General features: G+C 69.2%; 18 protein-coding genes, 1 tRNA gene and 3 pseudogenes. 16 read left to right on the top strand and 6 right to left on the bottom strand.

What is annotated here, in order from left to right:
• Nucleotides 1–902: 902 nt before the first annotated feature.
• The 5 genes and pseudogenes from BJF86_RS06190 to BJF86_RS06205 all read right to left on the bottom strand — a co-directional run bounded on the left by BJF86_RS06190 (nucleotide 903) and on the right by BJF86_RS06205 (nucleotide 4,973).
• A pseudogene (locus tag BJF86_RS06190) lies at nucleotides 903–1,999 on the bottom strand (alkene reductase).
• Nucleotides 2,000–2,075: 76 nt separating this feature from the next.
• A pseudogene (locus BJF86_RS06195) lies at nucleotides 2,076–2,633 on the bottom strand (transposase); the annotation flags it as partial.
• A 127-nt stretch (nucleotides 2,634–2,760) separates the two neighbouring features.
• The gene (locus BJF86_RS06200; RefSeq protein ID WP_075817488.1) at nucleotides 2,761–3,495 is read right to left on the bottom strand and encodes a hypothetical protein; all 735 of its coding nucleotides are present in this window, start codon (nucleotides 3,493–3,495) and stop codon (nucleotides 2,761–2,763) included.
• The gene (locus BJF86_RS17410; RefSeq protein WP_143553707.1) at nucleotides 3,492–3,740 is read right to left on the bottom strand and encodes a hypothetical protein; all 249 of its coding nucleotides are present in this window, start codon (nucleotides 3,738–3,740) and stop codon (nucleotides 3,492–3,494) included. Before BJF86_RS17410 ends, BJF86_RS06200 begins: the two co-directional genes overlap by 4 nt.
• A gap of 6 nt (nucleotides 3,741–3,746) precedes the next feature.
• Complete coding sequence (locus BJF86_RS06205; protein WP_075817531.1) at nucleotides 3,747–4,973, bottom strand: pyridoxal phosphate-dependent aminotransferase; 1,227 nt, start codon at nucleotides 4,971–4,973, stop codon at nucleotides 3,747–3,749.
• Nucleotides 4,974–5,119: 146 nt separating this feature from the next.
• On the opposite strand from BJF86_RS06205, the gene BJF86_RS06210 reads away from it, so the two are divergent.
• The 6 genes from BJF86_RS06210 (at nucleotide 5,120) to BJF86_RS06235 (ending at nucleotide 9,160) form a co-directional block, all read left to right on the top strand.
• Nucleotides 5,120–5,192: transfer RNA gene (locus BJF86_RS06210), tRNA-Trp, on the top strand.
• A gap of 61 nt (nucleotides 5,193–5,253) precedes the next feature.
• Nucleotides 5,254–5,499, top strand: a complete 246-nt coding sequence (gene secE, locus BJF86_RS06215) for a preprotein translocase subunit SecE (protein ID WP_022925278.1) — start codon at nucleotides 5,254–5,256, stop codon at nucleotides 5,497–5,499.
• A gap of 58 nt (nucleotides 5,500–5,557) precedes the next feature.
• Nucleotides 5,558–6,418 (top strand): transcription termination/antitermination protein NusG, encoded by an 861-nt coding sequence (nusG, locus tag BJF86_RS06220; protein ID WP_075811115.1) that lies wholly within the window; start codon nucleotides 5,558–5,560, stop codon nucleotides 6,416–6,418.
• Nucleotides 6,419–6,617: 199 nt separating this feature from the next.
• Nucleotides 6,618–7,046, top strand: a complete 429-nt coding sequence (gene rplK / locus BJF86_RS06225) for a 50S ribosomal protein L11 (protein ID WP_075811116.1) — start codon at nucleotides 6,618–6,620, stop codon at nucleotides 7,044–7,046.
• Between the two features lie 114 nt (nucleotides 7,047–7,160).
• Nucleotides 7,161–7,877 carry a 50S ribosomal protein L1 gene (rplA, locus tag BJF86_RS06230; protein ID WP_022925281.1) on the top strand — a complete coding sequence of 239 codons (717 nt, stop codon included), beginning with the start codon at nucleotides 7,161–7,163 and terminating at the stop codon, nucleotides 7,875–7,877.
• A 251-nt stretch (nucleotides 7,878–8,128) separates the two neighbouring features.
• Complete coding sequence (locus tag BJF86_RS06235) at nucleotides 8,129–9,160, top strand: hypothetical protein (protein ID WP_075817490.1); 1,032 nt, start codon at nucleotides 8,129–8,131, stop codon at nucleotides 9,158–9,160.
• A gap of 111 nt (nucleotides 9,161–9,271) precedes the next feature.
• Here the strand turns inward: BJF86_RS06235 and BJF86_RS06240 are convergent, their stop codons facing one another.
• Complete coding sequence (locus tag BJF86_RS06240; protein WP_075817493.1) at nucleotides 9,272–10,576, bottom strand: hypothetical protein; 1,305 nt, start codon at nucleotides 10,574–10,576, stop codon at nucleotides 9,272–9,274.
• A gap of 304 nt (nucleotides 10,577–10,880) precedes the next feature.
• On the opposite strand from BJF86_RS06240, the gene rplJ reads away from it, so the two are divergent.
• The 10 genes and pseudogenes from rplJ to rpsJ all read left to right on the top strand — a co-directional run bounded on the left by rplJ (nucleotide 10,881) and on the right by rpsJ (nucleotide 26,034).
• Complete coding sequence (gene rplJ, locus BJF86_RS06245) at nucleotides 10,881–11,513, top strand: 50S ribosomal protein L10 (RefSeq protein ID WP_075817495.1); 633 nt, start codon at nucleotides 10,881–10,883, stop codon at nucleotides 11,511–11,513.
• A 79-nt stretch (nucleotides 11,514–11,592) separates the two neighbouring features.
• On the top strand, nucleotides 11,593–11,988 hold the full coding sequence (gene rplL / locus BJF86_RS06250) for a 50S ribosomal protein L7/L12 (RefSeq protein WP_075817497.1): 396 nt from the start codon (nucleotides 11,593–11,595) through the stop codon (nucleotides 11,986–11,988).
• A gap of 410 nt (nucleotides 11,989–12,398) precedes the next feature.
• Nucleotides 12,399–15,872: a DNA-directed RNA polymerase subunit beta gene (gene rpoB / locus BJF86_RS06255; RefSeq protein WP_075817499.1), complete on the top strand. Its 3,474-nt coding sequence runs from the start codon at nucleotides 12,399–12,401 to the stop codon at nucleotides 15,870–15,872.
• A 115-nt stretch (nucleotides 15,873–15,987) separates the two neighbouring features.
• Nucleotides 15,988–19,914, top strand: a complete 3,927-nt coding sequence (locus BJF86_RS06260) for a DNA-directed RNA polymerase subunit beta' (protein ID WP_075817501.1) — start codon at nucleotides 15,988–15,990, stop codon at nucleotides 19,912–19,914.
• Nucleotides 19,915–20,295: 381 nt separating this feature from the next.
• Nucleotides 20,296–20,670 carry a 30S ribosomal protein S12 gene (gene rpsL, locus BJF86_RS06265; protein ID WP_022925287.1) on the top strand — a complete coding sequence of 125 codons (375 nt, stop codon included), beginning with the start codon at nucleotides 20,296–20,298 and terminating at the stop codon, nucleotides 20,668–20,670.
• Complete coding sequence (gene rpsG / locus BJF86_RS06270) at nucleotides 20,670–21,140, top strand: 30S ribosomal protein S7 (RefSeq protein WP_058890627.1); 471 nt, start codon at nucleotides 20,670–20,672, stop codon at nucleotides 21,138–21,140. The genes rpsL and rpsG overlap by 1 nt, the downstream gene beginning before the upstream one ends.
• Nucleotides 21,141–21,194: 54 nt before the next feature.
• Nucleotides 21,195–23,296, top strand: a pseudogene (gene fusA, locus BJF86_RS06275) (elongation factor G).
• 114 nt (nucleotides 23,297–23,410) lie between these two features.
• On the top strand, nucleotides 23,411–24,604 hold the full coding sequence (gene tuf / locus BJF86_RS06280) for an elongation factor Tu (protein WP_066641554.1): 1,194 nt from the start codon (nucleotides 23,411–23,413) through the stop codon (nucleotides 24,602–24,604).
• Nucleotides 24,605–24,749: 145 nt separating this feature from the next.
• Nucleotides 24,750–25,439 (top strand): hypothetical protein, encoded by a 690-nt coding sequence (locus BJF86_RS06285; RefSeq protein WP_075817503.1) that lies wholly within the window; start codon nucleotides 24,750–24,752, stop codon nucleotides 25,437–25,439.
• Nucleotides 25,440–25,725: 286 nt separating this feature from the next.
• Nucleotides 25,726–26,034, top strand: a complete 309-nt coding sequence (gene rpsJ / locus BJF86_RS06290; protein WP_006946210.1) for a 30S ribosomal protein S10 — start codon at nucleotides 25,726–25,728, stop codon at nucleotides 26,032–26,034.
• The last annotated feature ends 1 nt before the right edge of the window (nucleotide 26,035 follow it).

Genomic DNA, 26,035 nt, shown 5'->3' on the forward strand with positions numbered 1-26,035 from the left:
CTACCACCGAGACCAGAGGAAGAATCAACCCAATCCAGAAGACCCGGATGTGGTTTGATCCGACCGCCCGAAGCGGACATTAACGCTGAAACACCTCACAGATTCCACCGTCGTCCTGCATGACCGCTTCGCGCACGAGACGACACGAATCACGGCGGCCGGTGAGTTACCCCCGGTCTGCGAGCGAGCCTCGCTCGAGGCGGTGATCAGCGGACGCCCAGAACTCGGCACGATCGAACTGGAGATGCGTGCGGGCCAAGGGCGAGACGACGCAACATTCGCTTGCAGTACGCCAGCGTCGCTCTGGGACTGCTGAGGGCCCATGCCGCAGCGATGAATGAGATGGAGAACCGACTAAGTCGAGACCTCCTCGACGACCTCCTCGAAGGGATCCCGGCCGACGTTGCCGCAGACCGGGCATCGGCCCAGGGCCACGACCTTGGCGTTCCACACGACCTGATCGTGTGTGCGTGGTCCTCCGACACGGGTCCCCGGTGTCACGACCGGGACGTCGATCATCTCCGGACGGCCATGCCTCATCAGCGGCTGCCCTGCGTGGGTGCGGCAAGGCAGGTCGTTGACGCCGCCGAGACGCGAGCAGCGGCTCTCGCTGACGGAAAGGGCGAGCAATTGGGTGCACTCATGCACGAGGACTTCAGGTGGACGTCTCACGTGGGCGAGACCCACGGCCGCAACGAGCACAGCGGAACACCAAGAGTCAGATTCGATGGCGGTCGCAAGAGTTGGGGCACCCCGAGGTCGTGGTCGGCGAGACTGCGGTGCTCTACGCCGAGGTCGCTGACGTCATCGTGCACCCGGGCGGCGAGTTGAGACGTTCCGAATGCCGATGACCTAGGTCGGGGCGAAGGTCGGAGGTACCTGGAAGTTCCGCTCGGGTCAGATCAACTGTCGAGGAACGGGTAGTCGGTGTAGCCCTCGGCGCCACCGCCGTAGAAGGTGTCGGGGTTCGGCTCGTTGAGCTCCGCGCCGGCGCGCCACCGGGCGGGCAGGTCCGGGTTAGCCAGGAAGGGTCGCCCGACGGCGACCGCGTCGGCGAGGCCCTTGTCCAGGATCTCCTGCGCCGACTCGCGCGTGGTGATCTTGCCGAAGCCGTCGTTGGCGACGACGACGCCGCCGAAGGAGCGGCGCAGCTCTTGGACCAGGTCCTGCTTCGGGTCGGCGAGAATGCTCAGGTAGGCCAGGCCGAGCGGAGCCAGGCCCGCGACCAGGAGCCGGTAGGTCGCGGCGACGTCGACGGGATTCTCCTCGGTGGCGCCCTGGATGTTGTGGGCCGGCGAGATGCGGATGCCGACCCGGTCAGCGCCGATCGCGTCGGCGACCGCACGCGTGACCTCGAGGGCGAAGCGGACCCGGTTCTCGGGCGATCCGCCGTACTGGTCGGTGCGATGGTTGGAGCCGGGCGCGAGGAACTGGTGGATGAGGTAGCCGTTGGCGCCGTGCACCTCGACGCCATCGAGCCCGGCCTCGATCGCGTTGCGGGCCGCCTGCACGTAGCCCTCGACGATTGAGGGGATCTCCTCGACGGTAATCTCTCGTGGGGTCGGGTACGGCTTCATCCCGTCGGCGGTGAACATCTCGTCGGGAGCCGCCACCGGGCTCGGCGCGATGATCTCCTCACCGCCGGTGTTGTCGGGGTGGGAGATGCGACCGACGTGCATCAGCTGTGCGACGATGCGGCCGCCGTTTGCGTGTACGCCGTCGGCCACTCGACGCCACCCGGCGAGCTGCTCCTCGGTGTGGAAGCCGGGCGTGTTCAAGTAGCCCTGGCCCTCGGCGGTGGGCTGGCTGCCCTCGGTGATGATCAGCCGGACGAGGCGCGCTGGGAGTAGTACTCCACCGCGAGGTCGCCCGGCACAGTGCCCTCGGCGCGGTTGCGGGTCAGCGGTGCCATCACGAGCCGGTTCGGGAGCGTCCAAGCGCCAACGGTCAGGGATTCGAAGAGATCAGCCACGTCTCCTACAGCGCTCCCGCCTCCCATCTTCTTCCAACCGGCATCGGTGAGGAAACTCACCGCTTGATCTGGCAGCGGGCGAGCTCGCCGCTCGGAACGCGCGTTATTCGCGGGCACGAGACTGCGCTTTCCACCGCAGCAGAGCGTGACCACAGCACGATGGCCAGCCGGTTGGTAGATGCATGGTCACGCATCGGGCTGAGGACGCGATCCGAGCTGGGACGGCGATGAGCTTGCGGCGGATCGTGGCGGCAATCGCGCGTGCGAGGCCTGGTCCGGCGAGGGTGGCGGCGGCGCGGGTGAGGTTGAACGCCATGACGCCGAGCACCAGCCACGCTGCGTTCGCGGTGAACTTCCCGGACGGCAGGTGTGCCAGCGCGGAGCTCTTGAGGTCGGCGTGGACCTGTTCGATCATCGCGTGGCCGCGGTGGGTCTTGTCCGCGGCCACGGTGTCGGCCACGCCCGGGTCGGTGGTGGTGAAGAACGCGTGGAAGCGCCAGGTGTCGAACAGCGTCTCCTGTCCGTCCTCGCCTGCCGGGTTGAGGTCCGGGATCCGGCGGATCACGAGCCGGCCACCGACCTGCTCAGCCTTCTTCCTCGAGGTGAACGCGGTGAAGGGAATCTCGGCGACCTCGGCCCCGGGAGACCTCGACGTCCATCTGCGGACGGACGCGTCCGGCCGACCTACACCGTCATCTGAGACGACCCCTGAAACGTCTTCGACGACGACGGGACCGGCGAGGAGGAGGGCGCGATGCGGTCCCACACGTCGTCGCCCGTGATGCTCTTCATCGCTCACCCCCGGGGAGCGTGATCGGCTCGCTGCACACGAGGGTGGTGTCCTGCGCGTCGGCCGCGATCGTCGACGCATAGGGCTCCTCCTGACCCGCGGGAGGCCCCGGCGCGATCTGCACGCAGATCTCGAGGCGTCGCACCGCGCCGGGGTCGGCGAGCGGCGACTCGGCGACCGTGATCGTCTCGCTCCCGCTCGGCAGGTCCGTCCGGAGCTCCAGGGGCACGAAGGCGGTGTCCCCGGCGGAGGCTCCCGGCTCGACCGTCGTGCTGGCTGCGCGGTGCACCTCGTTCGGCAGCACCCCGTCAGGTATGCCGAAGACCTGCTTCGACAGGCGCACGACGTCGGCTTCGCTCCCCGCGCTGACCCACACACCGGCCGGCGCCTGTGCCGCCGAGGGAGCCTGGGACGCCGCCCGGTCCTGGGCGACCTTGATCGGCTCTGCGCCCTCGTTGGTGACGGTGTAGGAGACCAGCACTCCCTCGAGGCCGCCGGTGAAGCCCTCGGGTGCGGTGGCGGTCTCCGCGGTCGCGGTGATGGAGGCGGTCAGGTCCACGTCGGTCGGGGCGGCCGACCGACCGGCGACCTCCGTGGTCGGTTCCTCCTCGCCTCCGTCCGATGTGCTGGTCTGGTGCTGGCTGGTCGGCATGTCGTCCCCCGTGGTGACGCAGGCGGTCAGGGTCAGTCCGAGGACCATCGTCGCGGCGAGCTGGTGGCGCGCAGCAGTCATACCGGCACCCCGGTGCCGGGGGGACGGCCGCCCCCGCCGCCACCGCCGGCGTCGTCGAAGGCCGCGGCGACACCCGACCCGTCGGCCCGCCCCAGAGCGGAGGACGCGAAGCTGCGGTAGCCACCGAGAGCGGTGTCGCTCTCCTGCACGTCCATCGCGCACGCTCTCATCGTGTTGCCCGCCTCGTTGAGGCGTGCCGGGTCCCCACCTACCACGTCGATACCTCCCTCGCGAGGGAGTCTCATGAAGGATCAGCGTGCCTCGGCCAGCAGCGCCTGGATGCGCCCGACGCCCTCCTCGAGGTCGGCGTCGCCCAGCGCATACGACAACCGCAGGTATCCGCTCGGCCCGAACGCCTCGCCCGGCACGACCGCGACCTCGACCTCGTCCAGGATGAGGGCCGCCAGCTCGACCGAGGTCTGCGGCGTGCGGCCGCGGATCTCCTTGCCCAGGACCCCCTCGACCGAGGGGTAGGCGTAGAAGGCGCCCTGGGGGACGGGGCACTCGACACCGTCGATCTCGCTGAGCATGTCGACGATGAGTCGCCGGCGCCGGTCGAAGGCGGCCCTCATCTCCCCGACGGCGTCCAGCGGGCTCTCCAACGCCGCGATCGCGGCGCGCTGCGAGACGTTGGCGACGTTGGAGGTCGCGTGGCTCTGCAGGTTGGTGGCGGCCTTGATGACGTCCGTCGGCCCGATCATCCAGCCGACCCGCCAGCCGGTCATCGCGTAGGTCTTGGCCACGCCGTTGAGCACGACGCAGGTGTCGGCGAGCTCGGGCACCACCACGGGCATCGACGGCGCCTGCGCCCCGTCGTAGAGCAGGTGCTCGTAGATCTCGTCGGTGACCACCCAGATGCCGTGCTCCAGCGCCCAGCGCCCGATCGCCTCGACCTGGTCGCGCGGGTAGACCGCACCGGTCGGGTTCGACGGCGAGCAGAAGAGCAACGCCTTGGTCCGGTCGGTCCGCGCGGCCTCCAGCTGCTCCACGGTGACGAGGTATGCCCCGGCCTCGGCGTCCGCGCCGGCGAAGACCTCCACCGGGCTGCCGCCCGCGAGCCGGATCGCCTCCGGGTAGGTGGTCCAGTAGGGGGCCGGCAGGATGACCTCGTCACCCGGGTCGAGCAGCGCGGCGAAGGTGTTGTAGACGGCCTGCTTGCCGCCGTTGGTGACGAGCACGTTCGCCGGCTCCACCTCATACCCGGAGTCGCGGCGCGTCTTGGCGACGATCGCCGCCTTCAGCGCCGGCAGGCCGCCGGCGGGGGAGTAGCGGTGGTTGACGGGGTCGGCGCACGCCGCGACCGCCGCCTCCACGACGTAGTCGGGGGTGGGGAAGTCGGGCTCGCCGGCTCCGAAGCCGATCACCGGTCGACCCTCGGCCTTGAGTGCCTTGGCCTTGGCGTCGACCGCCAGGGTGGCGGACTCGGCGATGGATCCGATTCGAGTGCTGATGCGGGTCTGCTCGCTCACGCGCACCATCATGTCACCGTCGCTTCACGCCACGTCAGCCCCGTGCCCGTCTTTGCACGCCGCACGAGCCGTCACGTATGCTCGTCGTTCGGGTGTTCGCACCGTGCGCCAGCCTGCCCCCCAACGGCAGGGTGCCGCCCGCGACCATCCGGCGAAGGGCAATAGCTCAATTGGTAGAGCACCGGTCTCCAAAACCGGCGGTTGGGGGTTCGAGTCCCTCTTGCCCTGCGTGACCGGCAGGCAGCCTGCCTGCCGTGACCACCCAGACCTGCGAGAAGGAAGGCGACCTGTGGCGAACCCCGCCCGCGACACCGACGGTGCCGCTCGCAGCCAGGCCGGCCCCGGCCCGTCCGGCCGCCCGGCGACCTTCGTCGAGCAGGTCATGGCCGAGCTGCGCAAGGTCGTCCAGCCGACCCGCAACGAGCTCATCACCTACACGATCGTCGTGTTCGTCTTCGTGCTCGTGATGATGGCCTTCGTCTTCGGCCTGGACCAGCTGTTCCAGTGGCTGGTCGGTCTCGTCTTCGGGGCCTGACCGCCACTCGGTGCCGGCACCGCGCCGGGCCACAGAATCGACACTGAGGAAGTAGGGCATGTCCGAGCAGACCCCCGACCACGACGAGGTCACGGCTGAGCAGTCCGTGCAGGACGCCGACGTCGAGGCCGCCGAGCGGCACGACGGCGAGCCCGCTGCCGACCCCGTGGAGGAGGCCGTCTACGGCGAGGACGACCAGGTGAGCACCGAGGACTCCGTGGAGGCCGACGCGACCGAGCAGGCGACCGCGGATCCGGCCCAGGACGACGCCGAGGAGGAGGCCGAGGTCGCCGACCCGCTCGAGGAGTTCACCTCGGTGCTGCGCGGCAAGTACGGCGACTGGTTCGTCATCCACTCCTACGCCGGCTACGAGAACCGGGTCAAGCACAACCTGGAGACCCGCATCACCAGCCTCAACATGGAGGACTACATCTTCGAGGTGGAGGTCCCCATGGAGGAGGTGACCGAGATCAAGAACGGCCAGCGCAAGCAGGTGCGTCGCGTGCGGATGCCCGGCTACGTGCTGGTCCGGATGGAGCTCACCGACGAGTCCTGGGGCGCCGTCCGGCATACCCCTGGCGTCACCGGCTTCGTCGGCAACGCGCACCAGCCGGTGCCGCTCTCGATCGACGAGGTCGTCTCGATGCTGGCCCCGGTCTTCGACACCCCGAGCCCGGCTGCGGCCGCCACCGCCGACTCCGGCGCCGAGGGCGGCGACAGCGGTGCGGGTCGCCCGGCCCAGCCGCAGGTCGACTTCGAGGTCGGCGAGTCCGTCACCGTCATGGAGGGTCCGTTCGAGACCCTGCCCGCGACGATTTCCGAGATCCTGCCCGAGAGCAACAAGCTCAAGGTGCTCGTCTCCATCTTCGGCCGCGAGACCCCCGTCGAGCTGGCCTTCAACCAGGTCGCCAAGCTCTAAGTGGTCAGGGGGCTCCCCCCCCGACTGGCTCCCGCAGTTGCTGCGCCCCGAGGGGCGGCTGCGCCGCGGGGGAGCGGGCTTCGCCCGCACAACTTCACAGATGTCCGAGGCCGTGGACGGCCTCGGATCACGAAGACGCCGTCTTCGTGATGCAACCGGGTCATCGCCCAGGGCGTCGGCCCACAACCAAGGAGAGCACATGCCCCCCAAGAAGAAGGTCTCCGGCTTCATCAAGCTGCAGATCCAGGCCGGCGCCGCCACCCCGGCCCCGCCCGTCGGCCCCGCGCTGGGTCAGCACGGCGTCAACATCATGGAGTTCGTCAAGGCCTACAACGCCGCGACGGAGTCCCAGCGTGGCAACGTCATCCCGGTCGAGATCACGGTCTACGAGGACCGCTCGTTCACCTTCATCACCAAGACCCCGCCGGCCGCCGAGCTCATCAAGAAGGCCGCGGGCGTGGGCAAGGGCTCGGGTGAGCCGCACAAGACCAAGGTCGGGACGCTGACCGACGCGCAGCTCACCGAGATCGCCGAGATGAAGATGGCCGACCTCAACGCCAGCGACCTGGACATGGCCAAGCGCATCATCGCCGGCACCGCCCGGTCAATGGGCATCACCACCAGCTGAACCTCCGGGGTATGCCTCCGCCCGCCGGGCGGACGGCCTACCACGAACCCTGTGGCAGGGCCCCGCTTCGGCCCGTCCGACCACAGCTCCACCACTCATCACGAGGAGTCACACATGAAGCGCAGCAAGGCCTACCGCGCCGCGGCGGACAAGCTCTCCGAGGGGTCGTTCTACACCCCCCGCGAGGCGATCCGCCTGGCCAAGGAGACCTCCACCACGAAGTTCGACCCGACCGTCGAGGTCGCCCTGCGCCTGGGCGTCGACCCGCGCAAGGCCGACCAGCTGGTCCGCGGCACCGTCAACCTGCCCGGCGGCACCGGCAAGACCGCCCGCGTCCTCGTCTTCGCCAACGGCGACAAGGCGCAGGCCGCCCTGGACGCGGGCGCCGACCACGTCGGCTCGGACGACATGATCGAGAAGGTGTCCGGCGGTTGGACCGACTTCGACGCCGTCGTCGCGACCCCGGACCTCATGGGCAAGGTCGGCCGGCTGGGCAAGGTGCTCGGCCCCCGCGGCCTCATGCCGAACCCCAAGACCGGCACCGTCACGATGGACACCGGCAAGGCCGTGTCCGACATCAAGGGCGGCAAGATCGAGTTCCGCGTGGACAAGCACAGCAACCTCCACTTCATCATCGGCAAGACCTCCTTCGACGAGGCGACCCTGGCCAGCAACTACGCCGCCGCGATCGAGGAGATCCTGCGGCTGAAGCCGGCCAGCTCCAAGGGCCGCTACGTCACCAAGGCGACCATGTCGACGACCATGGGCCCCGGCATCCCGATGGACCCGGCCCGCGTCGGCAGCGTCCTGGAGACCGCGCCGGCCGAGTGACCAATCGCTGAGCGACGCGACGCCCCCGGAGAGCCTCGGCTCCCGGGGGCGTCGTCGTTCGTCCTCCCTCGACCTGGGCAATGTTGTGCACCACAGGCAGCCCTCTCGACGGGGTTTGCCGTGCATACCCTTGCCCAGGTCTGGGTAGGAGCCACCGGGGGTGCGCATCCTTGCTCAGGTTCCCTCGGAGGAGCGGCCCGGCCTGTGGACAAGTTCCGACGGGTATACCTGCCACGGGCCAGACTCGCTGCATGGATCAGGAGGTCGTGGCTCTGCTCGAGGCGCAGGGTGGCGCGGGTGCGGTGCACCAGCTGCTCGGGGCGGGGTGCTCGAGACGGACCGTCGAGCGACTGGTCCGTACCGGGGTTCTGGTCCGCGTCCGCCGGGATGCGCTCGTGCTCGCCACCGCGCTGCGTGGCATCACCCCGTGGGAGCGCCGTGCGCTGCGCGCCCGGGCCTTGGGGTTCAGCCTGGCCCACCCTCGCGGGAGCGCCGATCCTGCGGTGCACGCGCTGAGCCATCAGAGTGCCTTCGCGGTGCGGGAGCAGCCCTACGGCGGAGGTGGTGAGGACATCCACCTCTCGCGTCTCGACGGGCATCGTGGTCGACGGGACGGAGCCGTCTGGGTCCACGCACCGGTGCCGGCGACGTGGGCCGCCGAGGAGGACGGGCTGCTCGTGGTGCACCCGGCGATGGCCGCGCTGCAGGTGGCGGCCGCGTCGGGGCCGGAGTCCGGGCTCATCTGCCTCGACGGGGTGCTCCACTCGGCCGCTCTGGCCGATGCCGAGGCGCACGGGCAGGGGATCGACGTGGTCCGCCGGGGAGGTGTCCCGCCCGGTCGGGAGATGGTGCGTGTCGGACGTCAGCTGGAGGCAGCCCTGAGCGCCGGCTTCGGGCGGGGTCAGCCCGCTGCGGAGCAGGTGGTGGAGGCCGCCGACGCCCGGAGCGAGTCACCGGGGGAGAGCCGGAGCCGGTGGCTCGTCGAAGTGCTCGGGCTGGGGCCGTGCACGCCGCAGTTCGCCGTCCGGGACGGCAGCGTGCTCGTCGGGTATGCCGACCTCAAGCTCGACCGGTGGGCTGTCCTGCTGGAGTTCGACGGCTCGGTGAAGTACTCCGGTCTGGACGACCTGCTGTCCGAGAAGGAGCGCGAGGACCGGCTTCGTGAGCTCGGCTACGAGGTCGTCCGGATCACGTGGGCCGACCTGGCGCGACCGCACCTGGTCCGGCAGCGCATCCTCGCCGCCATCGCCCGTGCCGAGGCGCGGCGAGCGGTGCCGGGGTGAGGCAGGGGAGTTCTCACGCCGCCGAGGCGCACCTGGGCAAGGCTGTGCACCACCAGCAGCCTTCTCGACGGCGCTTCGGGTGCACAGCCTTGCCCAGGTCGGCCGGGGGACTCAGCGGCGCGAGACCTCGGGCAGGCGCCAGGAGACGACCGCGCCCAGCAGCCCCAGGACGGCGAGGAAGACCAGCGCGGGCACCGTGCCGAGGGTCGCCAGGCCCGCGCTGATCGCGCCGGTCACCAGCAGGATGACGCCCATCGCCGTGTTCGAGACGGCGACGTAGCGGGTGCGCCGGTCGCCCTCGGCGACGTCCACGACATACGTCTTGCGCGCCACCCGGACACCGACGTGCACCAGGCTGAGCAGCAGGTATGCCGCGACCAGCGACGCCAGGAGTGCTGTCGAGCCCGGCGGGAGCGCGAGCACGGCGGCGACGGCGAGCAGGACCACGACCGACGCCACGAGCGCCCCGACGACCATGACCAGCCGGCTGGACCGGTCGGCGAGCCCGCCGAAGACCCGGCCGCCGACCACCGAGGCCACCCCCTGCGCGATGACGAAGGACCCCAGGCCGCTGAGCAGGCCGGCGCCGCCGGCGCCCACGGCGAGCGACACCAGGAAGGGCGGCGCGAGCGCCGAGACGAGCAGCAGCCCACGGGCCAGCACGAAGTGCCGGAAGGCCGCGTCCTGCCGCAGCAGCTGCACGGTCTCGGTCCACCACGGCTCCCGCGCGTCCTCGGGATCCTGCGGGCGTTCGGGGATGCCGGCATACACCACCACGGCGATCGCCCACATCAGCGCTGCTCCCAGGAGGAAGGCCGCCAGCACCGGCGCCCCGAGGTCCGGGCCCAGCAGGTGCAGCGTGACCCCGATGACCAGCGCCGCCGCCCCGGACACCATGGTCGCCGCGCCGGTGACCTGTCCCCGTTGCCCCTTCGGCACCGTGCGCCCCTGCACGTCCTTGGCCGCCATGGAGCACAGGCACCGCGCCAGCGCGAAGAGCGCGAGGGCGAGAAGCACCGCGAGCCCCGCGATGATCCCCTCCAGCAGCAGGGCCGCGCCGGCCATCGCGACCGTCGCCAGGGCCTGGCCTCCCGCGCCGACCATCCAGACGCGGGTGCGCCGTCGGTGCGCCACCACCCACGGGGTCAGGGCGGCCTGCGGCAGCATGGACCCGGACTCGCGGATAGGGACGAGCAGCCCCACCAGCGCGGCCGGTGCTCCCACCACCGCCAGCAGCCAGGGCAGCACCGTCTTGGCGTTGACCACCTGGTCGCCGATGCTCTGCAGGGCGCCCGCGGCGATGAGCCGCACCCCACCCCGGCTCACCCGCTCGGTCCCGCCGAAGTCCTCCTCGGCCTCCTGGTCCGCGGAGACGAACCGGTGGTACCACCGCTCCCACGTCGACTGCTCGCTCACCGCACCATGGTGCCCGACGCGCCGGCGGCCGCTGCGGCCGGCTCCGGGGATTTGGGCGCACCCCCGGTATGCCGTAGCCTGGGGGCATACCCAAGACCGCCGGTTGTCGGTGTTCCCGGAGCGCGAGAGCGAGCCGGAGGCGCCGACCGAAGGTCCTGACCACGTCGGGGCGCCAGCGCAGGTGTGATCAGAGCTCTGCTTGCCGGCCTCCGCCGGAGAACCTCGAGCCCCGGTGCGCCTGCGCCGGGGCTCTCGTCATGCCAGGCCACGGGGTAGCCGGCACCACGACGTGAAGGAGGCCAGTATGGCGACGCCCGAGAAGGTTGCTGCCATCGCCGAGCTGACGGAGAAGTTCCGCAGCTCCGGTGGGGCCGTGCTCACGGAGTACCGCGGGCTGCGGGTGAGCCAGATCACCGAGCTGCGCGCCTCCATGCGTGAGCACGCCACCTACGCCGTGGTGAAGAACACGCTGACCAAGCGTGCTGCTGCCGAGGCCGGCATCGACGGCCTCGACGAGCACCTCCAGGGGCCCACGGCCATCGCCTTCGTCACCGGTGACCCGGTGGAGGCGGCCAAGGGGCTGCGTGACTTCGCCAAGGCCAACCCGGCCCTGGTCATCAAGGCAGGCGTCCTCGACGGTAAGTCGCTGACGCCCGACGAGATCACCAAGCTCGCGGACCTCGAGTCCCGCGAGGTCCTGCTGGCCAAGCTGGCGGGTGCCATGAAGGGCAACCTGTCCAAGGCCGTCGGCCTGTTCGCCGCCCCGATGTCCACGACCGCCCGGGTCGTGGAGTCGCTGCGCGCGAAGGTCGAGGAGCAGGGCGGGTCCGCCGCCGCGACCGAGTCGGCGCCGGCCCACGAGGCCGACACCACCGCCGAGGCAGCCGAGCCTGCCGAGGCGACCACCGACGTCGCCGAGGGTGGCGACGAGAGCTGACCGCACCGGCTCCGGCCACCGCGATCAGCACATTCATCACAACGCCACTCACGGCACACAACAGGAAGGAACGCCCATCATGGCGAAGCTGAGCACCGAGGAGCTCCTGGAGCAGTTCAAGGAGATGACCCTCATCGAGCTGTCCGAGTTCGTCAAGGCCTTCGAGGAGACCTTCGAGGTCACCGCTGCTGCCCCGGTCGCCGTCGCGGCGGCCGGCGCCCCGGCTGCGGGCGGCGGCGACGCCGGCGGCGCTGCCGAGGAGCAGGACGAGTTCGACGTCGTCCTCGACGCGGCCGGCGACAAGAAGATCCAGGTCATCAAGGAGGTCCGCGCGCTGACCTCCCTCGGCCTCAAGGAGGCCAAGGACCTGGTCGACGGGGCCCCGAAGCCGGTCCTGGAGAAGGTCGACAAGGAGGCCGCCGAGAAGGCCAAGGAGCAGCTCGAGGGCGCTGGCGCCACCGTCACGCTCAAGTGAGCCCGGCGGGACCTGCGGGTATGCCGTAGGTCCCGGCCGCTCCACTCCGCCGAGGGCGGGGTCGCGCATCGTCGATGCGTGGCCCCGCCCTCGGTCGTCCCCGGTGTCTCCGTACCGGAGGTGGTGCACGGACACGACGCGCGAGGTCCCCGTATGCTTGACGAAGAGGCCTGCGAGGAGGACGATCGGGGCGCGGGGCTCGTGGGTGGGCGAGTTGGACTCTCGGGGGAGGGGCGTGTAGTGTAGTACTTTGCGCTGCCCTACCTCTGCCCTCGATCCCGCCGAAGAGATCGGTGCGCGCGCCGGCCGGTCCGTCGCTGCGCTTGACACCGACACTTCGTGCTGCGTTCTGCGAGCAGACGGGCGACGCCTGACCGCCGCACACATTTAGGCCCGTGGAAGGACCATCCTTGGCTGCCTCGCGCACTGCGAAGAAGACTGTGTCCACCGCTCAGACGCCCTCCGGCCGGCTGAGCTTTGCGAAGATCCGGGAGCCCCTCGAGGTCCCGGACCTTCTCGCCCTCCAGACCGACAGCTTCGACTGGCTGCTCGGCAACGAGGCCTGGCAGGCGCGGGTCGCCGACGCCCAGGCCGAGGGGCGCGACGACATCCCCACCACCTCCGGTCTGGAGGAGATCTTCGAGGAGATCTCGCCGATCGAGGACTTCTCCGGCTCCATGTCCCTGAGCTTCCGGGACCACCGGTTCGAGGAGCAGAAGTACTCCGTCGAGGAGTGCCAGGAGAAGGACATGACCTACTCCGCCCCGCTCTTCGTGACGGCCGAGTTCATCAACAACTCCACCGGTGAGATCAAGAGCCAGACCGTCTTCATGGGCGACTTCCCGCTCATGACGCCGCGCGGCACCTTCATCGTCAACGGCACCGAGCGCGTGGTCGTCTCCCAGCTCGTGCGCAGCCCGGGCGTCTACTTCGAGCGCAGCCTCGACAAGACCTCCGACAAGGACGTCTACTCCGCCAAGGTCATCCCGAGCCGCGGCGCGTGGCTCGAGTTCGAGGTCGACAAGCGCGACCAGGTCGGCGTCCGCGTCGACCGCAAGCGCAAGCAGAGCGTGACGGTGCTGCTCAAGGCGCTGGGGTGGACCAACGACCAGATCCTCGAGGAGTTCGGCGACTACGAGTCGATCCGCCTCACCCTGGAGAAGGACCACACCACCGACCAGGACGAGGCGCTGCTCGACATCTACCGCAAGCTGCGCCCGGGCGAGCCGCCGACCCGCGACGCGGCCGAGGCGCTGCTCAACAACCTCTACTTCAACCCCAAGCGCTACGACCTGGCCAAGGTCGGTCGCTACAAGATCAACAAGAAGCTCGGCCTGCAGGCCCCGCTGTCGGAGTCGGTGCTGGGCACCGACGACATCGTCGCCACGATCAAGTACCTCGTCGCGCTGCACGCCGGCGAGGAGCAGGTCGGCTCCCCGACCGGCGAGGTGCCGGCCGAGGTCGACGACATCGACCACTTCGGCAACCGTCGCCTCCGCAGCGTCGGCGAGCTCATCCAGAACCAGGTGCGCACCGGCCTGTCCCGGATGGAGCGGGTCGTGCGCGAGCGGATGACGACCCAGGACGTCGAGGCGATCACGCCGCAGACCCTGATCAACATCCGGCCGGTCGTCGCCTCCATCAAGGAGTTCTTCGGCACCAGCCAGCTGTCCCAGTTCATGGACCAGAACAACCCGCTGTCCGGGCTGACGCACAAGCGGCGCCTGTCGGCGCTGGGACCGGGTGGTCTGTCCCGCGACCGGGCCGGCATGGAGGTGCGCGACGTGCACCCCAGCCACTACGGCCGCATGTGCCCGATCGAGACCCCCGAGGGTCCCAACATCGGTCTCATCGGGTCGCTGGCCTCCTACGGCCGGATCAACCCCTTCGGCTTCGTCGAGACCCCCTACCGGCGGGTCGAGGACGGCAAGGTCACCGATGTCGTCGACTACCTGTCCGCCGGCGAGGAGGACCGCTTCGTCATCGCCCAGGCCAACGCCAAGCTGGACGACGACGGCACTTTCCTCGACGAGCGGGTGCTCGTGCGTGCTCGTGAGGGCGAGGCCGTGGACGTGCCCGCCTCCGAGGTGGACTACATGGACGTCTCCGCGCGCCAGATGGTGTCCGCGGCGACCGCGATGATCCCCTTCCTCGAGCACGACGACGCCAACCGTGCGCTCATGGGTGCCAACATGCAGCGGCAGGCGGTGCCGCTGGTCCGCGCCGAGGCCCCGCTCGTGGGCACCGGTATGGAGCACCGCGCCGCGCTCGACTCCGGCGACGTCGTGCGGGCCGCCAAGGCCGGCGCCGTCCAGGAGGTGTCCGCCGACCTGGTGACCGTGGCGAACGACGACGGGACCTACCAGTCCTACAAGATCAACAAGTTCACCCGGTCCAACCAGGGCAACTGCTACAACCAGCAGGTGCGGGTGGACGTCGGCGAGCACGTCGAGGCCGGCCAGCTCCTCGCCGACGGTCCCGCGACCGACGGTGGCGAGATGGCGCTGGGCCGCAACCTGCTCGTGGCCTTCATGCCCTGGGAGGGCTACAACTACGAGGACGCGATCATCCTCTCCCAGCGTCTGGTGCAGGACGACGTGCTCTCCTCGATCCACATCGAGGAACACGAGATCGACGCCCGCGACACCAAGCTGGGTCCGGAGGAGATCACCCGGGACATCCCGAATGTCTCCGACGACGTCCTCGCCGACCTCGACGAGCGCGGCATCATCCGCATCGGTGCTGAGGTCCGCGACGGCGACCTGCTCGTCGGCAAGGTCACGCCCAAGGGCGAGACCGAGCTGACCCCGGAGGAGCGCCTGCTGCGCGCCATCTTCGGCGAGAAGGCCCGCGAGGTCCGCGACACCTCGATGAAGGTCCCGCACGGCGAGACCGGGACGGTCATCGGTGTCAAGGTCTTCGACCGCGAGGACGGCGACGAGCTGCCCCCGGGCGTCAACCAGCTGGTGCGGGTCTACGTCGCCAACAAGCGCAAGATCACCGACGGTGACAAGCTCGCCGGCCGCCACGGCAACAAGGGCGTCATCTCCAAGATCCTGCCGGTCGAGGACATGCCCTTCCTGGAGGACGGCACGCCGGTCGACGTCGTGCTCAACCCGCTGGGGGTGCCCGGCCGCATGAACATCGGTCAGATCCTCGAGCTGCACCTCGGCTGGGCCGCGGCCCAGGGGTGGTCGATCGAGGGCCAGCCGGAGTGGGCCGAGCTCATCCCGGACGACGCCCGCAACGCCGAGCCGCGCACCCGCGTGGCCAGCCCGGTCTTCGACGGCGCCCGCGAGGAGGAGATCGCCGGTCTGCTGGACTCCACCACGCCGACGCGTGACGGCCAGCGCCTCATCGACTCCAGCGGCAAGACCAAGTTGTTCGACGGCCGCTCCGGCGAGCCCTTCCCGGACGAGATCTCGGTCGGCTACATGTACGTCCTCAAGCTGCACCACCTCGTGGACGACAAGATCCACGCCCGCAGCACCGGGCCGTACTCGATGATCACCCAGCAGCCGCTGGGTGGTAAGGCGCAGTTCGGCGGCCAGCGCTTCGGTGAGATGGAGGTCTGGGCCCTGGAGGCCTACGGCGCCGCCTACGCGCTGCAGGAGCTCCTGACGATCAAGTCCGACGACGTCACCGGACGGGTGAAGGTCTACGAGTCGATCGTCAAGGGCGACAACGTCCCCGAGCCCGGCATCCCCGAGTCCTTCAAGGTGCTCATCAAGGAGATGCAGTCGCTGTGCCTGAACGTCGAGGTCCTGTCCTCCGACGGCAGCCAGATCGACCTGCGCGAGTCGGACACCGAGGTGTTCCGCGCGGCCGAGGAGCTCGGGATCGACCTGAGTCGGCGCGAGCCCAGCTCGGTCGAAGAGGTGTGACGGCGCGAAGCGCCTTGTCACACCTGACGAAAGGCGCCGGGCGCAGCCCGTCCGCGGGCGGCCCGGCACCAACCAAACTTGAGTTCGACTGCATACCTGAGAAAGAAGGCACATAGTGCTGGACGTCAACTTCTTCGACGAGCTGCGGATCGGCCTGGCCACGGCCGAGGACATCCGCACCTGGTCCCACGGCGAGGTCAAGAAGCCGGAGACCATCAACTACCGCACCCTCAAGCCCGAGAAGGACGGCCTCTTCTGCGAGAAGATCTTCGGCCCGACCCGGGACTGGGAGTGCTACTGCGGCAAGTACAAGCGGGTCCGCTTCAAGGGCATCATCTGTGAGCGCTGCGGCGTCGAGGTGACCCGGGCGGGCGTCCGGCGCGAGCGGATGGGCCACATCGAGCTCGCCGCCCCGGTCACCCACATCTGGTACTTCAAGGGTGTCCCGAGCCGGCTCGGCTACCTGCTCGACCTGGCCCCGAAGGACCTGGAGAAGGTCATCTACTTCGCGGCCTACATGATCACCTCGGTCGACGAGGAGGGTCGTCACCAGGACCTGCCCAGCCTCGAGGCACAGATCCAGACCGAGAAGAAGGCGCTGGAGAACCGCCGCGACTCCGACGTGGAGGAGCGGGCCAAGAAGCTCGAGACCGACCTGGCCGAGCTGGAGGCCGAGGGTGCGAAGTCCGACGCGAAGCGCAAGGTCAAGGACGGCGCCGAGCGGGAGATGAACCAGATCCGCCGCCGGGCCGACGCCCAGGTCGAGCGCCTGGAGCAGGTCTGGGACCGGTTCAAGAACCTCAAGGTCCAGGACCTCGAGGGCGACGAGATCCTCTACCGCGAGATGCGTGACCGCTTCGGCATGTACTTCGAAGGCGGGATGGGTGCCGCGGCGCTGCAGAAGCGGCTGGAGAGCTTCGACCTCGACGCCGAGGCCGAGTCGCTGCGCGAGACCATCGCGACCGGCAAGGGCCAGCGCAAGACCCGCGCCATCAAGCGGCTCAAGGTCGTCACCAGCTTCCTGCAGACCAAGAACGAGCCGGCCGGCATGGTGCTGGACTGCGTCCCGGTCATCCCGCCGGACCTGCGCCCCATGGTGCAGCTCGACGGTGGACGCTTCGCGACCTCGGACCTCAACGACCTCTACCGCCGCGTCATCAACCGCAACAACCGCCTCAAGCGGCTGCTGGACCTGGGCGCGCCGGAGATCATCGTCAACAACGAGAAGCGCATGCTGCAGGAGGCCGTCGACAGCCTCTTCGACAACGGCCGCCGTGGCCGTGCCGTCACCGGGCCGGGCAACCGGCCGCTGAAGTCGCTGTCCGACATGCTCAAGGGCAAGCAGGGCCGGTTCCGGCAGAACCTGCTCGGCAAGCGCGTCGACTACTCCGGCCGTTCGGTCATCGTCGTCGGCCCGCAGCTGCGGCTGCACCAGTGCGGTCTCCCCAAGCAGATGGCGCTGGAGCTCTTCAAGCCGTTCGTCATGAAGCGGCTGGTCGACCTCGACCACGCGCAGAACATCAAGTCCGCCAAGCGGATGGTCGAGCGTGGCCGCAGCGTCGTGTGGGACGTGCTCGAGGAGGTCATCACCGACCACCCCGTGCTGCTCAACCGCGCCCCCACGCTGCACCGTCTCGGCATCCAGGCCTTCGAGCCGCAGCTGGTCGAGGGCAAGGCGATCCAGATCCACCCGCTGGTCTGCACCGCCTTCAACGCCGACTTCGACGGCGACCAGATGGCGGTCCACGTGCCGCTGTCCGCCGAGGCCCAGGCCGAGGCCCGCATCCTCATGCTGAGCTCCAACAACATCCTCAAGCCGGCCGACGGTCGACCGGTGACCATGCCCACCCAGGACATGATCATCGGGCTGTTCCACCTGACCTCGGAGAGCACCCGGGGCGAGGCCGGCTCGGCCTACCTCGTGGACGAGGACGGCGAGCAGCACCTGCGCAGCTTCGGCTCGGTCGCGGAGGCGCGCATGGCCTTCGATGCCGGCCAGATCGAGCTGGGCAGCCGGATCCGGCTGCGGCTCAACCAGACCGCGACCCCGGAGGGCTTCGAGCTGCCCGAGGGAGCGGAGGTCAGCGAGGACGGTGTCGTCGACACCTTCGTCCTGGAGACCACGCTGGGCCGGGCGCTGTTCAACGACGCGCTGCCGCCGAACTACGCCTACATCGACGATGTCGTGGACAAGAAGCGGCTCTCCGCGATCGTCAACGACCTCGCCGAGCGCTACACCAAGGTGCAGGTCGCGGCCAGCCTGGACTCGCTCAAGGACGCCGGCTACCACTGGGCGACCCGGTCGGGCACCACGGTGGCGGTCTCCGACGTGCAGACGCCGGAGCGCAAGACCGAGATCCTGTCCTCCTACGAGGAGAAGGCGGCGAAGGTCCAGCTCCAGTACGAGCGCGGTCTGATCACCGACGACGAGCGCCGGCAGGAGCTCATCGAGATCTGGACCCAGGCGACCAACGAGGTGGCCAAGGAGCTCGAGACCTCGATGCCCAAGGACAACACCATCTACCGGATGGTGACCTCGGGTGCGCGAGGCAACTGGTTCCAGCTGCGGCAGATCGCCGGGATGCGCGGCCTCATGGCCAACCCGAAGGGCGAGATCATCCCGCGTCCGATCAAGTCCAACTTCCGCGAGGGCCTGTCGGTGCTGGAGTTCTTCATCTCCACGCACGGTGCCCGCAAGGGTCTGGCGGACACCGCGCTGCGGACCGCCGACTCGGGCTACCTCACCCGCCGCCTGGTGGACGTCAGCCAGGACGTCATCATCCGCGAGGACGACTGCGGCACCGACCGTGGCTTCGTCATGCCGATCGCCCAGGCCGGCGCCGAGGGTGGTCTGCGCGAGCACGACGACGTCGAGACCGCGGTCTACGCCCGCGTCCTCGCCGCCGACGTGGAGGTGGACGGCGAGGTCCTGGCCCAGGCGGGGATCGACCTCGGCGACGTGGTCATCGACAAGCTCGTGGCCGCCGGCGTCGAGGAGGTGAAGGTCCGCTCGGTCCTCACCTGCGAGTCCCTGGTCGGCACCTGCGCCAAGTGCTACGGCCGCTCGCTGGCCACCGGCAAGCTGGTCGACATCGGTGAAGCCGTCGGCATCATCGCGGCCCAGTCCATCGGTGAGCCCGGGACACAGCTGACGATGCGCACCTTCCACACCGGTGGTGTGGCCGGTGACGACATCACCCAGGGTCTGCCGCGTGTGGTCGAGCTCTTCGAGGCCCGTACCCCGAAGGCGGTCGCCCCGATCGCCGAGGCGACCGGCCGGATCGAGGTCGAGGACACCGACAAGACGCGTCGGCTGCTGCTCACCCCGGACGACGGCAGCGACGAGCACGCCTACCCGGTCAGCAAGCGCGCGCGCTTGCTGGTCTCGGACGGCGAGCACGTCCAGGTCGGCACCCAGCTCGTGGTCGGTGCGATCGACCCCAAGCAGGTGCTGCGCATCCTCGGCCCCCGGGCCACCCAGCAGCACCTGGTCGACCAGGTGCAGGGCGTCTACCGCCAGCAGGGTGTGTCGATCCACGACAAGCACATCGAGGTCATCGTGCGGCAGATGCTGCGCCGGGTGACGATCATCGAGGCCGGCGACACCGAGCTGCTGCCGGGCACGCTCGCCGAGCGCGGTCGCTTCGAGACCGAGAACCGACGGGTCGTCTCCGAGGGCGGTCGTCCCGCCTCGGGCCGTCCCGAGCTCATGGGCATCACCAAGGCCTCGCTGGCGACCGACTCCTGGCTCTCCGCGGCCTCCTTCCAGGAGACCACCCGCGTCCTCACCGAGGCCGCGATGGAGGCCAAGAGCGACCCGCTGCTGGGTCTGAAGGAGAACGTCATCCTCGGCAAGCTGATCCCCGCGGGGACCGGCCTGACGCGCTACCGCAACCTGACGGTGGAGCCGACCGAGGAGGCCAAGGCCGCCGCGTACGCCGTCCCGGACTACGAGGACTTCGACTACGCCGGCACCTTCGGCCAAGGCAGCGGCGAGGCCGTCCGCCTCGACGACGTCCCCATGGACGAGCCGCGCTACTGACGCGGGGACCGGTCGGCGCCACGCGTCGACCGCGCACGCCACGGGCGGGTATGCCGGTGCTCGGCATACCCGCCCGTGGCGGTCCTGCGAGGATTTGTCTGCGTGCCGCGAGGCCGGTACTCTGGAGAGTCGTGCGTGGGCTAGGTCCTGCGCACGCGTCGGCGCCTCACGCCGGCACCCATCTCTCGCCGGGCAGTCCGCCCCGGCCCTGGCCCCGCACGACCGGGCGTCCGGGCGCCGGGCGGGAAGTGCAGGGGAGAGCAGCGTGTCCGACACGCCCGACCTCGGGTGTCGAAGACAGGCCCAACCCTAGGAGCGTGACCCGCGGGGCCGGCACGGCCGCGCGGCGAGCGAGGACCAACGACGACTGACGGAGACTCAGTGCCTACGATCAACCAGCTCGTCCGCAAGGGCCGGCAGGACAAGGTCAAGAAGACCAACTCCCCGGCCCTCAAGGGCAACCCGCAGCGCCGAGGCGTCTGCACCCGCGTCTACACGACCACCCCCAAGAAGCCGAACTCCGCCCTGCGCAAGGTCGCCCGTGTGCGCCTCACCAGCGGCGTGGAGGTCACGGCCTACATCCCGGGCGTCGGTCACAACCTCCAGGAGCACTCGATCGTGCTCGTCCGCGGCGGCCGGGTGAAGGACCTCCCCGGTGTCCGCTACAAGATCATCCGCGGGTCCCTGGACACCCAGGGCGTCCGGGGCCGCAACCAGGCCCGGTCCCGCTACGGCGCCAAGAAGGAGAAGAAGTAATGCCTCGTAAGGGCCCCGCTCCGAAGCGCCCCCTCATCAACGACCCGGTCTACGGCTCGACCCTCGTCACCCAGCTGGTCAACAAGATCCTGCTGGACGGCAAGAAGGCGACCGCCGAGCGCATCGTCTACGGCGCCCTCGAGGGCTGCCGGGCCAAGACCGGCACCGACCCCGTGCAGACACTGAAGCGTGCGCTGGACAACGTCAAGCCGGCGCTGGAGGTCAAGTCCCGCCGCGTCGGTGGTGCGACCTACCAGGTCCCGATCGAGGTCAAGCCCGGCCGTAGCACCACGCTCGCGCTGCGCTGGCTCGTCGGCTACTCCCGGCAGCGCCGCGAGAAGACGATGACCGAGCGCCTCATGAACGAGATCCTCGACGCGAGCAACGGTCTGGGTGCCGCGGTCAAGCGCCGCGAGGACACCCACAAGATGGCCGACGCCAACAAGGCGTTCGCGCACTACCGCTGGTAAGCGACACCGCGGTTCACCCCCTCCCGACGAAGACCCGACCAGAGAAGAGAGACTGTGGCACTCGACGTCCTCACGGACCTGAACAAGGTCCGCAACATCGGCATCATGGCGCACATCGATGCCGGCAAGACGACGACCACCGAGCGGATCCTGTTCTACACCGGCATCAACTACAAGATCGGTGAGACGCACGACGGCGCCTCCACGATGGACTGGATGGAGCAGGAGCAGGAGCGTGGCATCACGATCACCTCCGCCGCGACGACGACGTTCTGGAAAGACAACCAGATCAACATCATCGACACCCCGGGGCACGTCACTTCACCGTCGAGGTGGAGCGGTCCCTGCGCGTGCTCGACGGTGCCGTCGCCGTCTTCGACGGCAAGGAGGGCGTCGAGCCGCAGTCCGAGACCGTCTGGCGGCAGGCGGACAAGTACGACGTCCCCCGCATCTGCTTCGTCAACAAGATGGACAAGCTCGGGGCCGACTTCTACTTCACCGTGCAGACCATCAAGGACCGCCTGGGGGCGACCCCGCTGGTGATCCAGCTGCCGATCGGCGCCGAGAGCGACTTCATCGGTGTCGTCGACCTCATCAAGATGCGTGCCCTCACCTGGCGCGGCGAGGTCGCCAAGGGTGAGGACTACGTCGTCGAGGACATCCCCGCCGACCTCCAGGCCAAGGCCGAGGAGTACCGCGAGACGCTCGTCGAGCAGGTCGCCGAGGCCACCGACGAGCTGATGGAGAAGTACCTCGAAGAGGGCGAGCTCACCGAGGAGGAGCTGGTCGCCGGCATCCGCGCGATGACCGTCAACAGCCAGGCCTACCCGGTCATGTGCGGCTCCGCCTTCAAGAACAAGGGTGTCCAGCCCATGCTGGACGCGGTCATCTCCTACCTGCCCTCCCCGCTGGACGTCCCGCCGATGATCGGCCACGATCCCAGCGACGAGAGCGTCGAGCTGACCCGTCGCCCCGACTCGACCGAGCCGTTCTCCGGCCTGGCCTTCAAGGTGGCGACGCACCCGTTCTTCGGCACGCTGACCTACGTACGCGTCTACTCGGGCAAGATCGACGCCGGTCAGCCCGTCTACAACGCCACCAAGGGCCGCAAGGAGCGCATCGGCAAGCTGTTCCAGATGCACTCCAACAAGGAGAACCCTGTCGGCACCGCGTCGGCCGGTCACATCTACGCGATGATCGGCCTCAAAGACACGACCACCGGTGACACGCTCTCGGACATGAACCAGCACATCGTGCTGGAGTCCATGAGTTTCCCGGAGCCGGTCATCCACGTGGCGATCGAGCCCAAGACCAAGGGCGACCAGGAGAAGCTGTCCACCGCGATCCAGAAGCTGGTCCAGGAGGACCCCACCTTCACCGTCCGGCTGGACGAGGAGACCGGTCAGACCGTCATCGGCGGGATGGGCGAGCTGCACCTGGACGTCTTCGTGGACCGCATGAAGCGCGAGTTCAAGGTCGAGGCCAACGTCGGCGCCCCGCAGGTCGCCTACCGCGAGACCATCAAGAAGGTCGTGGAGAAGTACGACTACACCCACAAGAAGCAGACCGGTGGGTCGGGTCAGTTCGCCAAGGTCCAGCTGACCTTCGAGCCGCTGGACACCGCGGAGGGCGAGCTCTACGAGTTCGACAACTCGGTGACCGGTGGGCGTGTCCCCAAGGAGTACATCCCTTCGGTGGACCAGGGCATCCAGGACGCAATGCAGGTCGGCATCCAGGCCGGCTACCCGGTGGTCGGCATCAAGGCCACCCTGCTGGACGGCGCCTACCACGACGTCGACTCCTCGGAGATGGCGTTCAAGATCGCCGGCTCGATGGCCTTCAAGGAGGCCGCTCGCCGCGCCAACCCGGTGCTGCTCGAGCCGATGATGGCCGTCGAGGTCCGGACCCCGGAGGACTACATGGGGGACGTCATCGGCGACCTCAACTCCCGCCGTGGCCAGATCCAGTCCATGGAGGACATCTCCGGTGCCAAGGTCGTCAAGGCCGTGGTGCCGCTGTCCGAGATGTTCGGGTACGTTGGTGACCTCAGGTCCCGGACCCAGGGTCGTGCCAACTACACGATGCAGTTCGACTCCTACGCCGAGGTTCCCAAGAACGTCGCCGAGGAGATCATCAAGAAGGTCCGCGGCGAGTGAGCCCGCTCACTCCGTCCGCGGAGTGATGGACCGAGCAACACCCATCCCAGACGTCGGCACCGGCACCGAGCCGGTGACGACTGCACATCCCGAGTCCAACAGGAGGACACGAAAGTGGCGAAGGCCAAGTTCGAGCGGAGCAAGCCGCACGTCAACATCGGCACCATCGGTCACATCGACCACGGCAAGACCACCCTCACGGCTGCCATCTCCAAGGTGCTGCACGACAAGTACCCGGAGTTGAACCAGGCCTCGCCCTTCGACTCCATCGACAAGGCACCCGAGGAGAAGCAGCGCGGGATCACGATCTCGATCGCGCACATCGAGTACCAGACGGAGAAGCGTCACTACGCGCACGTCGACTGCCCCGGTCACGCCGACTACGTCAAGAACATGATCACCGGCGCGGCTCAGATGGACGGTGCGATCCTCGTGGTCGCCGCCACCGACGGCCCGATGCCGCAGACCAAGGAGCACGTCCTCCTGGCCCGTCAGGTCGGCGTCCCCTACATCGTCGTGGCGCTGAACAAGGCCGACATGGTCGACGACGAGGAGATCATGGAGCTCGTCGAGATGGAGGTCCGCGAGCTGCTGTCCTCCTACGAGTTCCCGGGCGACGACCTGCCCGTCGTCAAGGTCTCCGCGCTCAAGGCGCTGGAGGGCGACGAGGAGTGGGCCAACACCATCCTCGAGCTCATGGACTCCGTGGACGAGTACATCCCGGAGCCGGAGCGCGACCTGGACAAGCCGTTCATGATGCCCGTCGAGGACGTCTTCACGATCACCGGTCGTGGCACCGTCGTCACCGGTCGTATCGAGCGCGGCATCCTCAAGGTCAACGAGGAGATCGAGATCGTGGGTATCCGCGAGCAGTCCTCCAAGACCACCGTCACCGGCATCGAGATGTTCCGCAAGCTGCTCGACGAGGGCCGCGCGGGCGAGAACGTCGGCCTGCTGCTGCGTGGCACCAAGCGTGAGGACGTCGAGCGCGGCCAGGTCATCGTCAAGCCGGGCTCGATCACCCCGCACACCGAGTTCGAGGCGCAGGCCTACATCCTGTCGAAGGACGAGGGTGGCCGGCACACCCCGTTCTACGACAACTACCGTCCGCAGTTCTACTTCCGGACCACGGACGTCACCGGTGTCGTGCACCTGCCCGAGGGCACCGAGATGGTCATGCCCGGCGACAACACCGACATGAAGGTCGAGCTGATCCAGCCGATCGCCATGGAGGAGGGCCTCATGTTCAACATCCGCGAGGGCGGCCGCACCGTGGGTGCCGGCCGGGTCACCAAGATCCTCAAGTGATCTGACCCCTCACGGTCGCGAAGGCCCCCGTCATCCGTGACGGGGGCCTTCGCGCGTCCCGACCAGGACCGGCCGGCGCCGGGACGACACGACGTCGTCGCACGACAGTGCCGGACGCTGACCGCTCCCGAGTCCAGGAGGCCTCGTGCTCGTCTGGTATGCCGCCTACGGGTCCAACCTGCACCGCGGCCGCTTCCTGCGCTACCTGCAGGGCGGTCGACCCGACGGGGCGCACCGCACCTACGCGGGCGCCCGTGACGCCGCCGCGCCGCGGGACGACGTCGCCTACCACCTGCCCGGACAGCTCCGGTTCGGGTGGACCTCGCCCACGTGGGGCGGGGGGATCGCCTTCTACGAGGCGAGCGGTGGCGAGGGGCGGCCGTCCGGGGCGGAGCCGGAGGAGGGGGAGGGCCCGGAGGTCCTGGCCCGCGCCTACCTCCTCACCGAGGAGCAGTTCGCCGATGTCGTCGCCCAGGAGATGCGGCGTGCCCCCGGCGCCGCGCTCGACCTGACGCCGACCTTGCACGCCGGGCGGCACGCGTACGGCCCGGGGCGCTACGAGACGGTGCACCACGTGGGTGACCTCGAGGGCCGTCCCGTCCTCACCTTCACCGCGGACCGCCCCACCGACCTGCCGGAGAACGCCCCGGCCCCGGCCTACCTCCGCACCATCGCGAGCGGGCTCGTGGACGCGCACCGGCTCAGTCTCGACGAGGTGGTGAGGTACCTCCGACGCAGCCCGGCGGTGGGTGCCGCGTGGACCCCGGGAGAGCTGACCGAGCTGCTGGGGGAGGGGAACACCCTCGCCGGGCCGCCCCCGCCAGGGTCGATTTGAGGTGCTGCCGCGCTTCGTGGCACACTAGACAGGTTGCTTGGCGCGCGGCGTGCACCCATGTGCGCGTCGCCGGCCGTCCAGCACGCATCCCTCACACGGACGCGGGCGACGGCAGCGCCGGCCCCGGCCGAGCCGGGCACGGACACCGCCCAGATCGATGGAGAGATCCATGGGTGACGTCCGCGGGAGGTGCGACACGCCCGACCGCGGGGGTCGGTGGCCACTCGTGCCCGACGGTCGGCCCACGAATGTTCCAGATGGACGACGAGAGAGAGTCAGACAAGCGATGGCGGGACAGAAGATCCGCATCCGGCTGAAGTCGTACGACCACGAGGTCATCGACAGCTCGGCGCGCAAGATCGTTGACACGGTGACCCGTGCCGGCGCCACCGTGGTCGGCCCGGTGCCGCTGCCGACGGAGAAGAACGTCTTCTGCGTCATCCGGTCGCCGCACAAGTACAAGGACAGCCGCGAGCACTTCGAGATGCGCACCCACAAGCGGCTGATCGACATCGTCGACCCCACCCCCAAGGCGGTCGACTCCTTGATGCGTCTCGACCTCCCGGCGGACGTCAACATCGAGATCAAGCTGTGAG

The sequence above is a fragment of the Serinicoccus sp. CNJ-927 genome, from assembly GCF_001942435.1.
GTDB classification, from domain to species: Bacteria; Actinomycetota; Actinomycetes; order Actinomycetales; family Dermatophilaceae; genus Ornithinicoccus; species Ornithinicoccus marinus.